The sequence below is a fragment of the Pseudomonas sp. NFACC10-1 genome, from assembly GCF_900119195.1.
GTDB classification, from domain to species: Bacteria; Pseudomonadota; Gammaproteobacteria; order Pseudomonadales; family Pseudomonadaceae; genus Aquipseudomonas; species Aquipseudomonas cerasi.
On sequence record NZ_FPJB01000008.1, the window covers coordinates 236915 to 249218 of the forward strand.

Here is a 12304-nt window from a genome sequence, read left to right on the forward strand (position 1 = left end):
CCATGAATGCCGACATCTGCCTGCTATCTCAGGTAGAATGCGCGCCCGGTTTTTGGAGAAGCTCATGACCCTGCTCAAATTCAGCGATGTGTCCCTTGCTTTCGGCGCCATGCCGTTATTGGACAAGGTGTCCTGGCAGATCGCCCGTGGCGAGCGGGTGTGCATCATCGGCCGTAACGGCACAGGCAAATCCAGCATGTTGAAGCTGGTAAAAGGCGTTCAGAAGCCTGATGACGGGGCTGTCTGGCGCGCGCCCGGCCTCAAGATCGGCGAATTGCCCCAGGAATTGCCGGTAGCCGACGGACGGACTGTGTTCGACGTGGTGGCCGAAGGTCTGGATGGCGTCGGTGCCTTGCTGGCCGAGTACCACCACCTGGCGCAGAACTGCGTCACCGAGGAAGACCTGAACAAGCTGATGCATGTTCAGCAGGACCTCGAAGCCCGTGATGGCTGGCGCCTGCAGCAGTTGGTCGAGAGCACTCTCAGCCGCTTGCAGTTGCCTGCCGACAAGACCCTGGCCGAACTGTCCGGTGGCTGGCGTCGCCGTGTTCTGCTGGCCCAGGCGTTGGTGTCCGAGCCGGACCTGCTGTTGCTCGACGAGCCGACCAACCACCTGGATATCGGCGCCATCGCCTGGCTTGAAGAAGCCCTCAAGGATTTCCAGGGTGCAGTGCTGTTCATCACGCACGACCGGGCATTCCTGCAAAACCTTGCGACCCGCATCCTTGAGCTGGACCGCGGCGGCCTGATCGACTGGGATGGCGACTACGCCAGTTTTCTGGTCCACAAGGAAGCTGCGCTGGCTGCCGAAGAAACCGCCAACGCGCTGTTCGACAAGCGTCTGGCCCAGGAAGAAGTCTGGATCCGCCAGGGCATCAAGGCTCGTCGCACCCGTAACGAAGGTCGCGTGCGTGCGCTCAAGGAGCTGCGCGTAGAGCGCAGCGAGCGTCGTGAGCGTACCGGCAAGGCCAACATTCAGCTCGACACTGCCGAGAAGTCCGGCAAGCAGGTCATGGTGCTCGATAACGTCAGCTTCGCCCATCCGGGCGGGCCGACCCTGATCAAGGATTTCTCCATGGTCCTGCAGCGCGAGGACCGTATCGGTCTGCTCGGCGCCAACGGTACCGGCAAGACCACGCTGCTCAAGCTGATGCTCGACAACCTGCAGCCAACCGCAGGCAAGGTTGAAGTCGGTACGCGTCTGGATGTGGCCTATTTCGACCAGTTGCGTCACCAGCTCGATCTGGAAAAGACCGTAATCGACAACGTTGCCGAGGGACGTGATTTCATCGATATCGATGGCCAGAGCCGTCATGTGCTGAGCTACCTCGGCGACTTCCTGTTCAGCCCGCAGCGTGCCCGCACGCCGGTCAAGGCGCTTTCCGGTGGCGAGCGTGCCCGTCTGTTGCTGGCCAAGCTGTTCAGCAAGCCAGCCAACCTGCTGGTGCTCGACGAACCCACCAACGACCTGGACGTCGAAACCCTGGAGCTGCTCGAAGAGGTTCTGCTGACCTTCAAAGGCACTGTGCTGATGGTCAGTCACGACCGGGCATTCCTCGACAACGTCGTCACCAGTACGCTGGTGTTCGAAGGCGAAGGCAAGGTTCGCGAGTACGTGGGTGGTTATCAGGACTGGCTGCGTCAGGGCGGGTCACCGCGTCTGCTGGGCGTCGCCGACACCAAGTCGGGCAAGGCCGAGCTGGCCAGCGCTGTGGTGCAGGCCGCACCGGTTGCCGCTCAGGACATGCCGGTGGCGAAGAAGAAGCTCAGCTACAAGCTTCAGCGTGAGCTGGAGGCGTTGCCTGCGCAGATCGATGAAGTCGAAGGCAAGATGGCCGCGCTGAACGCGGAAATGGCCGAGCCGGGCTTCTACCAGCGCTCGTCCGAGCAGACTGCAGCCGTGCTGGCGCAGCTGGAAAACCTGCAGGCCGAACTGGACAAGCTGCTGGAGCGTTGGGCCGAACTGGACGAGTGATCGTCCGGCGCGTCTCAGGTTGCAGGAAAAGCCCGGGTCACCGGGCTTTTTGCTATAGCGGGCCCGGGATTATTCAGGCTTCTTGTCTTCCTGTTTGTTGAGGCGTACGGCCAGTACGTCACAGGGCGCGCCATGCACGACGTCGTTGGTGGTCGAGCCTAGCAGCAGGGCCAGGCCATGGCGGCCGTGGCTGCCGACAACGATTACGTCGCAACCCTTGTTCTTGGCCAGTTGATGGATTTCCTGACGCGGCTGGCCATACACAAGATGGCTTTCGCCTTCGTTGAGCAGCGGGAATCTTAGCTTGAGCGAGTCCTGTACTTTCTTGAGTTTTTCCTTGGCCTGGTCGAATTGCTGCTGCTGCAACTGCGACAGGTCCATGGGTACATCACCGCCAAAGGCCATTGCCATGGGTTCGACGATGTGCACGATCGACAGCTTCGCGCCGCTGTCTTTTGCCAGCATGCTGGCGCGGTGGATGACCGATTCACACTCATCGGTGAGGTCGATGGCAACCAGAACGTGTTTGTATGGCATGAGGGTGTCCTCCGGGAGAATTGCAATGATGGGAGTATGGCTCTTTCGTTCGCATCTGGGCAGGCCCCCGTGCAAGTCATTGTTTTCAAGAATGTTGTAAAGAGCCTGAAATCGGCTGGGGGCAAGAAATATGACGGTCTGGATAGTCCTGTCAATCATTGGTGTAATGCTGAGTCCGCTGGTGTGGTTACGTCCCTCGCGCCAGCAAAGCGGCAGGATGGCGTTGCGCATGCAGGCGCGGCGGCTGGGCATGGGTATGCAACTGACCCCGCAGGAGTGGCCGCACTGGCTGAGCAAAGAGCCGCCCAGCCCTTGCGCGCAGTACCATCGTCCGCGTCTGGGCTCGCATGCAGATACCTGGGTGTACTGGCAAAGCGAACCGGGCGTATGGCTTAACCGCTGGCGCGAGCCTTGCGAGGACGCGAGGCTGCTGCCCCACCTGCAAACGTTGCCCGTGGATGCCTACAAGGTCGAGGCTGATGGGCAACTGATTGCGGTGTACTGGGCCGAGCGGGGCGAGGCAGAAGTGTTACAGCGTATTGATGCGGTGCTCAGGGCGCTGGCCTGACCCTGAATCGCAGGCATTAAAAAGCCCGATAACAACATCGGGCCGGGGTTGGCCAGGCAGGCCGATAATTCGTCGCGTGCCGACAGGCTTTCGCTGCCATGTCGGCTTTCGCTGTTGCGCACCCGCAAATCAGCTGCATTGCGAGCCTCTTGTGGCGCAGTGCTGCGACTCTAGACCTTTTGCTCCTTTTTGTCGCGATTCCTGCAAATATTTTTTGCATGTGCCCTCGTGCGGTGCGTTCCTGGCTGATTTTCCCCGCGCTTATCGATTGTCACGCATCGCGATTATTGTCATGCAGAGGCCCGTCGTCCCTGGCGTGGCGGCTTATTACCGCGCTCCGCGTCCAGCAACTGCAGGGCATTCAAGTGAGCACTATCATTACCGCGAATGATGGAAGATCTTAGGTTGCAGCGGGCATTATGGGGCCTCGGCATGTTCCTGTTAAAACGCGAATTTTCAGGCGTTTTGTCGAATTGACAATCTTGTGGTTATGCCTGATGGTGTGCGTACCCAAATCAAACGGGCGTATGAAATGAGCGTTTGGTCGTCAGAGGGCTCTCACAGAATCCCGACTACCACGTCGCGGCGGTAAGCGTGTGATTTGGCGTGTTCATCGACGGCGACGTCGTAGCCCCGTCGGACATTGAGGTCCGGCGGGTATTGTTCAGCTTCCATATTGTGGAGATCAGTTGATGATTTACGAAGGTAAAGCCATCACGGTTAAGGCTCTTGAAAGTGGCATCGTCGAATTGAATTTCGACCTCAAGGGTGAGTCCGTCAACAAGTTCAACCGTCTCACCCTCAATGAGTTCCGCCAGGCAGTCGACGCGCTCAAGGCCGACGCATCGGTCAAGGGCGTGATCGTCACCAGTGGCAAAGATTCATTCATTGTCGGCGCCGATATCACCGAATTCGTCGACAACTTCAAGTTGCCGGAAGCTGAACTGGTCGCTGGCAATCTGGAAGCGAACAGGATTTTCAGTGATTTCGAAGACCTGAACGTGCCGACTGTCGTCGCAATCAACGGTATTGCGCTAGGCGGCGGTCTGGAAATGTGCCTGGCCGCAGATTATCGAGTCATCGCCAGCAGCGCTCGCGTCGGTCTGCCCGAGGTCAAGCTCGGCCTGTACCCGGGTTTTGGCGGCACCGTGCGTCTGCCACGCATTATCGGCGCTGACAACGCGATCGAGTGGATCGCCTCGGGCAAGGAAAACGCCGCAGAAGATGCGCTCAAGGTTGGTGCCGTGGACGCGGTGGTTGCGCCCGACAAGCTGCAGGCTGCCGCCCTTGATTTGATCCAGCGCGCCATTTCCGGCGAGTTCGATTACAAGGCCAAGCGTCAGCCGAAGCTGGACAAACTCAAGCTCAATGCCATCGAGCAGATGATGGCATTCGAAACCGCAAAAGGCTTTGTCGCAGGTCAGGCCGGCCCGAACTATCCGGCCCCGGTAGAAGCCATCAAGACCATCCAGAAAGCCGCCAACTTCGGTCGTGACAAGGCACTGGAGATCGAAGCTGCCGGTTTCGTGAAAATGGCCAAGACTGCTGCTGCGCAGAGCCTGATCGGCCTGTTCCTGAACGATCAGGAGCTGAAAAAGAAAGCCAAGGGCTACGACAAAATCGCCAAGGACGTGAAACAGGCTGCCGTACTGGGCGCCGGGATCATGGGCGGCGGTATTGCCTATCAGTCGGCAGTCAAAGGCACGCCGATCCTGATGAAGGATATTCGCGAAGAAGCCATTCAACTGGGTCTGAACGAAGCGTCCAAACTGCTTGGCGGTCGTCTGGAGAAAGGTCGTCTGACCGCTGCGAAGATGGCCGAAGCGCTTAACGCCATTCGTCCTACGCTGTCCTACGGCGATTTCGGTAACGTCGATCTGGTCGTCGAAGCAGTCGTCGAGAATCCCAAGGTCAAGCAGGCGGTACTGGCCGAAGTCGAAGCCAATGTGGGTGAAAACACCATTCTGGCGTCCAACACCTCGACCATCTCGATCAGCCTGCTGGCCCAGGCCCTCAAGCGCCCGGAAAACTTCGTCGGCATGCACTTCTTCAACCCTGTGCACATGATGCCGCTGGTGGAAGTGATCCGTGGCGAGAAATCCAGTGAAGAAGCGGTCGCCACGACCGTTGCCTACGCCAAGAAAATGGGCAAGAACCCGATCGTGGTCAACGATTGCCCGGGCTTCCTCGTCAATCGTGTACTGTTCCCGTATTTCGGTGGTTTCGCCAGACTGGTCAGTGCAGGCGTGGATTTTGTGCGCATCGACAAGGTCATGGAGAAATTCGGCTGGCCGATGGGTCCTGCCTATCTGATGGACGTGGTCGGTATCGACACCGGACACCACGGGCGTGATGTCATGGCCGAAGGCTTCCCTGATCGCATGAAGGACGATCGCCGCTCTGCGATCGACGCTCTGTACGATGCCAAGCGCCTCGGGCAGAAGAACGGCAAGGGTTTCTACGCGTACGAGACCGACAAGAAGGGCAAGCCCAAGAAGGTCAATGACCCGGCGGTGCTGGACGTGCTCAAGCCGATTGTCTACGAACAACGCGAGGTCAGCGATGAAGACATCGTCAACTGGATGATGATCCCGCTGTGCCTGGAAACGGTCCGCTGCCTGGAAGACGGCATTGTCGAAACCGCTGCCGAGGCTGACATGGGCCTGATCTACGGTATCGGTTTCCCTCCGTTCCGTGGCGGCGCGCTGCGCTACATCGATTCCATCGGTGTTGCCGAATTCGTTGCCCTGGCTGACCAATACGCCGAACTGGGTGCCCTGTATCAACCGACCGCGAAGCTGCGTGAGATGGCCGCCAATGGCCAGAGCTTCTTCGGTCAAGCGTCTTCCGAGGAATGAACCAATGAGCCTTAATCCAAGAGACGTCGTGATTGTCGACTTCGGTCGCACCCCGATGGGCCGCTCCAAGGGCGGCATGCACCGCAACACCCGCGCTGAAGATATGTCCGCGCACCTGATCAGCAAGTTGCTCGAGCGCAACAACAAGGTCGATCCGGCCGAAGTCGAGGATGTGATCTGGGGCTGCGTCAACCAGACCCTGGAGCAGGGCTGGAACATTGCGCGCATGGCGTCATTGCTGACCCAGATCCCGCACACCTCGGCCGCCCAGACGGTCAGCCGTCTTTGTGGTTCGTCCATGAGCGCGCTGCACACGGCTGCTCAGGCAATCATGACCAACAACGGTGACGTGTTCGTCATCGGCGGTGTCGAGCACATGGGGCATGTCAGCATGATGCATGGCGTCGACCCGAACCCGCACATGTCCCTGCACGCCGCCAAGGCCTCCGGCATGATGGGCCTGACCGCTGAAATGCTCGGGAAAATGCACGGCATCACCCGCGAGCAGCAGGACGCTTTCGGCCTGCGTTCCCACCAGCTGGCGCACAAGGCAACGCTGGAAGGCAAGTTCAAGGACGAGATCATCCCGATGCAGGGCTATGACGAGAACGGTTTCCTCAAGGTCTTCGACTACGATGAGACTATTCGTCCGGACACCACCCTGGAAAGTCTGGCGGCACTCAAGCCTGCCTTCAATCCAAAAGGTGGCACCGTGACTGCCGGTACGTCTTCACAGATCACCGACGGTGCGTCGTGCATGATTGTCATGTCGGCCCAGCGTGCCCAGGACCTCGGCATCCAGCCGATGGCGGTGATTCGTTCGATGGCGGTGGCCGGTGTCGACCCCGCAATCATGGGTTATGGTCCGGTTCCGGCCACTCAGAAAGCGCTCAAGCGCGCTGGTCTGAGTATTGCCGATATCGACTTCTTCGAGCTCAACGAAGCCTTCGCTGCACAGGCCTTGCCGGTGTTGAAAGATTTGAAAGTGCTCGACAAGATGAGCGAGAAGGTTAACCTGCACGGCGGCGCCATCGCTCTGGGGCATCCTTTCGGGTGTTCCGGTGCACGCATCTCCGGCACTTTGCTCAATGTCATGAAGCAAAATGGCGGCACCTTCGGCGTGTCGACCATGTGTATTGGTCTGGGTCAGGGCATCGCGACCGTTTTCGAACGCGTCTGATTCCTGAGTGTGATGCGAGCCGGGGCTTGGTGCCCCGGCTTTTGTTTTTTGGAAAAATGGTTTCAGGCAAATTTTCTGGACGTGTTACAAGAGGACCGCGACATGCAATTGCAGCCAGGGCTCTATCGCCATTACAAGGGCCCGCACTACCGGGTTTTCAGCGTTGCAAAACATTCCGAAACCGAAGAGGAAGTCGTGTTCTATCAGGCTTTGTACGGCGATTTCGGCATGTGGGTACGTCCCTTGAGCATGTTTCTGGAGTCGGTCGAGGTTGACGGCGAGCACGTCCCGCGCTTTGCTCTGATTGAGGCTGAACCCAGCCTGTTTTCCCGAACGTGAGAGGCGATTGCACAACAGGCTGTGCTTGACCTCACCTTGTAGCCACTATATATAGCGTGGCCTTTACAAGCTCCTCACTGTCTTTCATCTAGTATTCAGGAATTTTCTGATCCATGGGCAAATCGCTGGTCATCGTGGAATCCCCGGCTAAGGCCAAGACCATCAACAAGTATTTGGGCAACCAGTACGTGGTGAAGTCGAGTATCGGCCATATCCGAGACCTGCCCACCAGCGGTTCGGCGAGTGCCGCCAAAGATCCTGCCGCCAAGCGTGGCAAGGCCGCTGCGGGCGAAGGCCCGGTACTGACGCCGAAAGAAAAGGCGCAACGCCAGCTGGTCTCGCGCATGGGAGTCGATCCGGAACACGGCTGGAAAGCCAAGTACGAGATCCTCCCCGGCAAGGAAAAGGTCATCGAAGAGCTGCGCAAGCTCGCCAAGGATGCCGACACCATCTATCTCGCGACGGACTTGGACCGCGAAGGGGAAGCCATTGCCTGGCACCTGCGCGAAGCCATCGGTGGTGATGACAGCCGCTACAAGCGCGTGGTGTTCAACGAGATCACCAAAAAAGCCATCCAGGAGGCGTTTTCCAAGCCAGGCGAACTGGACATCGCCCGGGTCAATGCCCAGCAGGCGCGTCGCTTCCTCGACCGCGTCGTCGGCTACATGGTTTCCCCACTGCTCTGGCAGAAAGTTGCCCGTGGCTTGTCCGCCGGGCGTGTGCAGTCGGTTGCGGTGAAGCTGGTGGTCGAGCGCGAGCGTGAAATCCGCGCGTTCAACCCTGAAGAATACTGGGAGATCCACGCCGATCTGGGCACCGCCAAGGGCGCCAACGTGCGTTTCGAAGTAGCGCGTGAAAACGGCGAAGCGTTCAAACCGCTCAATGAAACCCAGGCCATGGCCGCTCTTGAAAAGCTCAAGGCGTCCAGCTACAGCATCGTCAAGCGTGAAGACAAGCCGACCAGCAGCAAGCCATCGGCGCCGTTCATCACCTCGACCCTGCAGCAGGCGGCGAGCAACCGTCTGGGTTTCGGCGTAAAGAAGACCATGATGATGGCCCAGCGCTTGTACGAAGCGGGCTACATCACTTACATGCGTACCGACTCGACCAACCTGTCGGCTGACGCAGTCAGCATGGCGCGTGACTACATCCAGACCGAATTCGGCAAGAAGTACCTGCCGGAGTCGCCCAACGTCTACAGCAGCAAGGAAGGCGCGCAAGAGGCTCACGAAGCGATTCGACCTTCCGACGTCAACACTCACCCGAGCAAACTGACCGGGATGGAGCGTGACGCCGAGCGTCTTTACGAGTTGATCTGGCGCCAGTTCGTGGCCTGCCAGATGCTGCCTGCGCAATACCTGTCGACCACCGTCACGGTCGCCGCCAGCGATTTCGAGCTGCGCGCCAAGGGCCGCATCCTGAAATTCGATGGTTATACCCGTGCGCTGCCGCAGATGGCCAAGCCGGGCGATGACGATGTTTTGCCGGACATGGCACAGGGCGAAACCCTGAAACTGAACAAGCTCGATCCAAGCCAGCACTTCACCAAGCCGCCTGCGCGTTACTCGGAAGCGAGTCTGGTCAAGGAGATGGAAAAACGGGGCATTGGTCGCCCGTCGACCTACGCAGCGATCATCTCGACCATCCAGGACCGTGGCTACGTGGCGTTGCATAACCGCCGCTTCTACTCGGAAAAGATGGGCGACATCGTCACCGGACGTCTGTCCGAAAGCTTTTCCAACCTGATGGACTATGGCTTTACCGCCGGGATGGAAGAAAACCTCGATGACGTGGCTCAGGGGGAGCGCGACTGGAAAAACGTGCTGGACGAGTTCTACGGTGATTTTCGTAAAAAGCTCGACGTGGCCGAGGCCGCTGATGGCGGCATGCGCGCCAACCAGCCGGTGATGACCGACATCCCGTGCAAAGTGTGCGGCCGTCCGATGCAGATCCGTACAGCCTCGACGGGCGTTTTCCTGGGTTGCTCCGGCTACAGCCTGCCACCCAAGGAACGCTGCAAGGCGACCGTCAATCTGACTCCCGGCGACGAAATTGCCGACGATGACGAGGGTGAGTCCGAATCACGGGTTCTGCGCGGCAAGCATCGCTGCCCGATCTGCAGCACGGCGATGGACGCCTACCTGCTGGACGAGAAGCACAAGCTGCATATTTGCGGCAACAACCCTGATTGCACTGGTTACGAGATCGAGGAAGGCACTTACCGTATCAAAGGCTATGAAGGTCCGAGCCTGGAATGTGACAAGTGTGGCAGCGAGATGCAGCTCAAGACCGGCCGTTTCGGCAAGTTCTTCGGCTGCACCAACCCGGACTGCAAGAACACCCGCAAACTGCTGAAAAGCGGTGACGCAGCGCCGCCGAAGATGGACCCGGTAAAGATGCCGGAACTCAAGTGCGACAAGGTTGACGATACCTACATACTGCGTGATGGCGCTTCGGGCCTGTTCCTGGCCGCCAGCCAGTTCCCGAAGAATCGCGAAACCCGCGCACCGCTGGTCATCGAAATCGCCCCGCACAAGGACGAAATCGATCCCAAGTATCACTTCCTTTGCGAAGCGCCGAAGAAGGATCCGGACGGTCGTCCAGCAGTGATCCGCTACAGTCGCAAGACCAAAGAGCAATATGTCCAGACCGAAGTAGAGGGCAAGCCTACCGGCTGGCGTGCGTTCTACGACGGCAGCGCCTGGAAGGTTGAAGACAAGCGTTGATCGCAAGCGCGCGGCTCAAGAGGGCCGGGCGCTGTTTTCGATAGGCACCAGCCTGTTTCGCCGGCCTGTCCAGGCGCCGCAGGCTATGCTGTTCTCTATCCCATCGTTGTGGAGAGTGTCGCCATGGCCCATGAGCTCTATACCCGTACCAACCAGAAAATCTATTTCGCAGGGCTCTCGCTCGAGGCGTTGGGCAGGGCGGAGAAGGGACAGGCGGTGAACTCTCCTGCGTTGTTGCAGGCAGAGCGCGAGTCCGCGCTGTTTCATCTGTACGGTGCGCTGCTGGGCCTGTGCCACGAGATCGCAGGCTACTACCGTCTGCCACAAGCCGGCGCGCGTCGTGCGGAAGAATTGTTGACGCAGGAAGTGTTGGACGCCATCGCCATCCCCGAAATGGCCGAGCTGGTAGAGCTTGCCCAGAATCGCCAGACATGGCTTGCGCAACTGCTGTCGGCCTATAACGCGTTATATGAGCCGCCTCGTGCGCCGAAAAAGCTCAAGGGTGATGTCACGCAGCCGATGATACAGGCAGTGAACCTGGACGCCGAGCCGGAGTCTGAACTCTCACGTGAAGAGCTTGAAAATTGGCGTCAACAACTCAAAGGGTTGGCCATCCGTTTTCGTGAAGGCCTGAGCGAATGCTGAAAACCAATGAAGTAAGGGCTGGCAGGCTGTTACAATGCCGGCTTATCGCGGAGTAACTGTACCAATGCCTACCTCTTTCCTGGAAATTGTCGAACTACCTGACGGACGTATAGAGCTGCGTCGTGCCGATGACGAGGGTTCCCTGGTAACGCTTGATTTCTCTGCGGATGCCAAAGCTTTCATGCAAGGTCAGCATGTCGAAGTCGCCAAAGCCATGTTGAGTGTGGGTGTGCAGATGGCTGGCCGCCTGGCTGAAGGCGAAATCGAAAAGGATGATGTGCCTCACGTTCTGCACTGATCGACGACTGGGCCTCAGCCCAGCCGGATGTTCAGGCTCTGTGCTTCCCCGATTTTTGCTGCACTGATCAATTGCTGACGCGCTATGGCGCCCAGCGGGTTGATCCAGCTCACCACCGTATGACTACGGCCCAGTCGAAGTGCTTCGCGCGTCAGCTCCAGTACGCTTTGCGTACCGCGTGGCTGCAGCAGAAGAATTCGCTCCCTGTTGAGCCCCGCATCGCGCAGCCATGTCTGGGTCAGGCTGGATGGCGGTGCGATCAGCGTCAGCCAGCGCGCATCCAGTTCCTCGCTCAATTCCCGAAGGATGGGTGCAAGAAGGCTGAGGCAGTTCCCGGCAGCGCCACGCAATGACAGTTCACTGAAGGGCTCTGGGTCGTTGCCCCACGGCGTTTCGACTGCATCTGTGAGCAGAGGGGCGATGGGCTGGGCCAGAAACGCCTCGAACAGCGGCAATTGCGAATGCGGTGCTTGATGGAACTGCATAACGTCTCCTTAGCGGCGAATGACGCCGACGCTTAAACCTTCGATCACCAGTTCCTGATCCTTGAGATCGACCTCGATGGGTGCGAAATCAGGGTTTTCCGCCAGCAGCCAGACCTTGCTGCCTTCGCGCTTGAAGCGCTTGACGGTCACTTCATCGCCGATCCGGGCAACCACGATCTGGCCGTTGCGGGCCTCGCGCGTGGTGTGCACGGCGAGCAGATCGCCATCCAGAATGCCGACGTCCTTCATGCTCATGCCGTGAACGCGCAACAGGTAGTTGGCGCTCGGGTGGAAGAAGGACGGGTTGATGTTGCAGGACTCTTCGATGTGTTGCTGAGCCAGGATCGGTGCACCTGCTGCGACGCGGCCGATGACCGGCAGGCTGCTGTCATCGGGCCGCGCTTCGAAGCCGGGAATTCGAATGCCGCGTGAAGCACCCGGAGTCATTTCGATGGCGCCCTTACGGGCCAGGGCCTTGAGGTGCTCTTCCGCCGCGTTGGGCGATTTGAAGCCCAGCTCCTGAGCGATTTCCGCACGTGTCGGCGGGAACCCGTTGTCTTCCAGGCAGCGTTTGATGAAACCCAGGATTTCAGCCTGGCGTGGCGTCAGTTTGATCATGAGGGGCGCTCTGGCTTTTTATACAGTGACTGGGATTATATACAGTGAAGGCGCGTTGGCAATCATCCATTTCAT

Annotated in this window: 11 protein-coding genes; 8 read left to right on the forward strand and 3 right to left on the reverse strand. The window is 59.0% G+C overall.

Annotated elements, in window-relative coordinates; genetic code table 11:
* The first annotated feature begins 64 nt into the window (after positions 1 to 64).
* Complete coding sequence (locus BT119_RS22100) at positions 65 to 1975, forward strand: ATP-binding cassette domain-containing protein (protein ID WP_003436344.1); 1911 nt, start codon at positions 65 to 67, stop codon at positions 1973 to 1975.
* Positions 1976 to 2044: 69 nt separating this feature from the next.
* Here the strand turns inward: BT119_RS22100 and BT119_RS22105 are convergent, their stop codons facing one another.
* Positions 2045 to 2512: a universal stress protein gene (locus BT119_RS22105; RefSeq protein ID WP_003370492.1), complete on the reverse strand. Its 468-nt coding sequence runs from the start codon at positions 2510 to 2512 to the stop codon at positions 2045 to 2047.
* A 130-nt stretch (positions 2513 to 2642) separates the two neighbouring features.
* Here BT119_RS22105 and BT119_RS22110 point away from each other — a divergent pair, with 130 nt between their 5' ends.
* From BT119_RS22110 to BT119_RS22155, 7 genes are all read left to right on the forward strand, one after another.
* Positions 2643 to 3080, forward strand: a complete 438-nt coding sequence (locus BT119_RS22110) for a hypothetical protein (RefSeq protein WP_032609932.1) — start codon at positions 2643 to 2645, stop codon at positions 3078 to 3080.
* Between the two features lie 692 nt (positions 3081 to 3772).
* On the forward strand, positions 3773 to 5938 hold the full coding sequence (gene fadB / locus BT119_RS22130) for a fatty acid oxidation complex subunit alpha FadB (protein ID WP_044308550.1): 2166 nt from the start codon (positions 3773 to 3775) through the stop codon (positions 5936 to 5938).
* A gap of 4 nt (positions 5939 to 5942) precedes the next feature.
* Positions 5943 to 7118, forward strand: a complete 1176-nt coding sequence (gene fadA, locus BT119_RS22135; protein WP_072366929.1) for an acetyl-CoA C-acyltransferase FadA — start codon at positions 5943 to 5945, stop codon at positions 7116 to 7118.
* Positions 7119 to 7220: 102 nt separating this feature from the next.
* On the forward strand, positions 7221 to 7457 hold the full coding sequence (locus tag BT119_RS22140) for a DUF1653 domain-containing protein (protein ID WP_003370499.1): 237 nt from the start codon (positions 7221 to 7223) through the stop codon (positions 7455 to 7457).
* Between the two features lie 113 nt (positions 7458 to 7570).
* On the forward strand, positions 7571 to 10183 hold the full coding sequence (gene topA / locus BT119_RS22145) for a type I DNA topoisomerase (RefSeq protein ID WP_003436352.1): 2613 nt from the start codon (positions 7571 to 7573) through the stop codon (positions 10181 to 10183).
* A gap of 123 nt (positions 10184 to 10306) precedes the next feature.
* Positions 10307 to 10828: a DUF6586 family protein gene (locus BT119_RS22150; protein ID WP_072366930.1), complete on the forward strand. Its 522-nt coding sequence runs from the start codon at positions 10307 to 10309 to the stop codon at positions 10826 to 10828.
* 64 nt (positions 10829 to 10892) lie between these two features.
* Positions 10893 to 11126, forward strand: a complete 234-nt coding sequence (locus BT119_RS22155) for a hypothetical protein (RefSeq protein WP_003315798.1) — start codon at positions 10893 to 10895, stop codon at positions 11124 to 11126.
* A gap of 14 nt (positions 11127 to 11140) precedes the next feature.
* Here BT119_RS22155 and sulA read toward each other — a convergent pair whose 3' ends face one another.
* Together sulA and lexA are read right to left on the reverse strand one after the other, a co-directional pair.
* The gene (gene sulA, locus BT119_RS22160) at positions 11141 to 11611 is read right to left on the reverse strand and encodes an SOS-induced cell division inhibitor SulA (protein WP_003370506.1); all 471 of its coding nucleotides are present in this window, start codon (positions 11609 to 11611) and stop codon (positions 11141 to 11143) included.
* A 9-nt stretch (positions 11612 to 11620) separates the two neighbouring features.
* Positions 11621 to 12229 (reverse strand): transcriptional repressor LexA, encoded by a 609-nt coding sequence (gene lexA, locus BT119_RS22165; protein ID WP_003315796.1) that lies wholly within the window; start codon positions 12227 to 12229, stop codon positions 11621 to 11623.
* Between the last annotated feature and the right edge of the window lie 75 nt (positions 12230 to 12304).

Bases quoted from the DNA above. Each gene is read 5' to 3' on its own strand.
- BT119_RS22100 (WP_003436344.1), top strand. From the start codon at position 65: ATGACCCTGCTCAAATTCAGCGATGTGTCCCTTGCTTTCGGCGCCATG.
- BT119_RS22105 (WP_003370492.1), bottom strand. From the start codon at position 2,512: ATGCCATACAAACACGTTCTGGTTGCCATCGACCTCACCGATGAGTGT.
- BT119_RS22110 (WP_032609932.1), top strand. From the start codon at position 2,643: ATGACGGTCTGGATAGTCCTGTCAATCATTGGTGTAATGCTGAGTCCG.
- fadB (WP_044308550.1), top strand. From the start codon at position 3,773: ATGATTTACGAAGGTAAAGCCATCACGGTTAAGGCTCTTGAAAGTGGC.
- fadA (WP_072366929.1), top strand. From the start codon at position 5,943: ATGAGCCTTAATCCAAGAGACGTCGTGATTGTCGACTTCGGTCGCACC.
- BT119_RS22140 (WP_003370499.1), top strand. From the start codon at position 7,221: ATGCAATTGCAGCCAGGGCTCTATCGCCATTACAAGGGCCCGCACTAC.
- topA (WP_003436352.1), top strand. From the start codon at position 7,571: ATGGGCAAATCGCTGGTCATCGTGGAATCCCCGGCTAAGGCCAAGACC.
- BT119_RS22150 (WP_072366930.1), top strand. From the start codon at position 10,307: ATGGCCCATGAGCTCTATACCCGTACCAACCAGAAAATCTATTTCGCA.
- BT119_RS22155 (WP_003315798.1), top strand. From the start codon at position 10,893: ATGCCTACCTCTTTCCTGGAAATTGTCGAACTACCTGACGGACGTATA.
- sulA (WP_003370506.1), bottom strand. From the start codon at position 11,611: ATGCAGTTCCATCAAGCACCGCATTCGCAATTGCCGCTGTTCGAGGCG.
- lexA (WP_003315796.1), bottom strand. From the start codon at position 12,229: ATGATCAAACTGACGCCACGCCAGGCTGAAATCCTGGGTTTCATCAAA.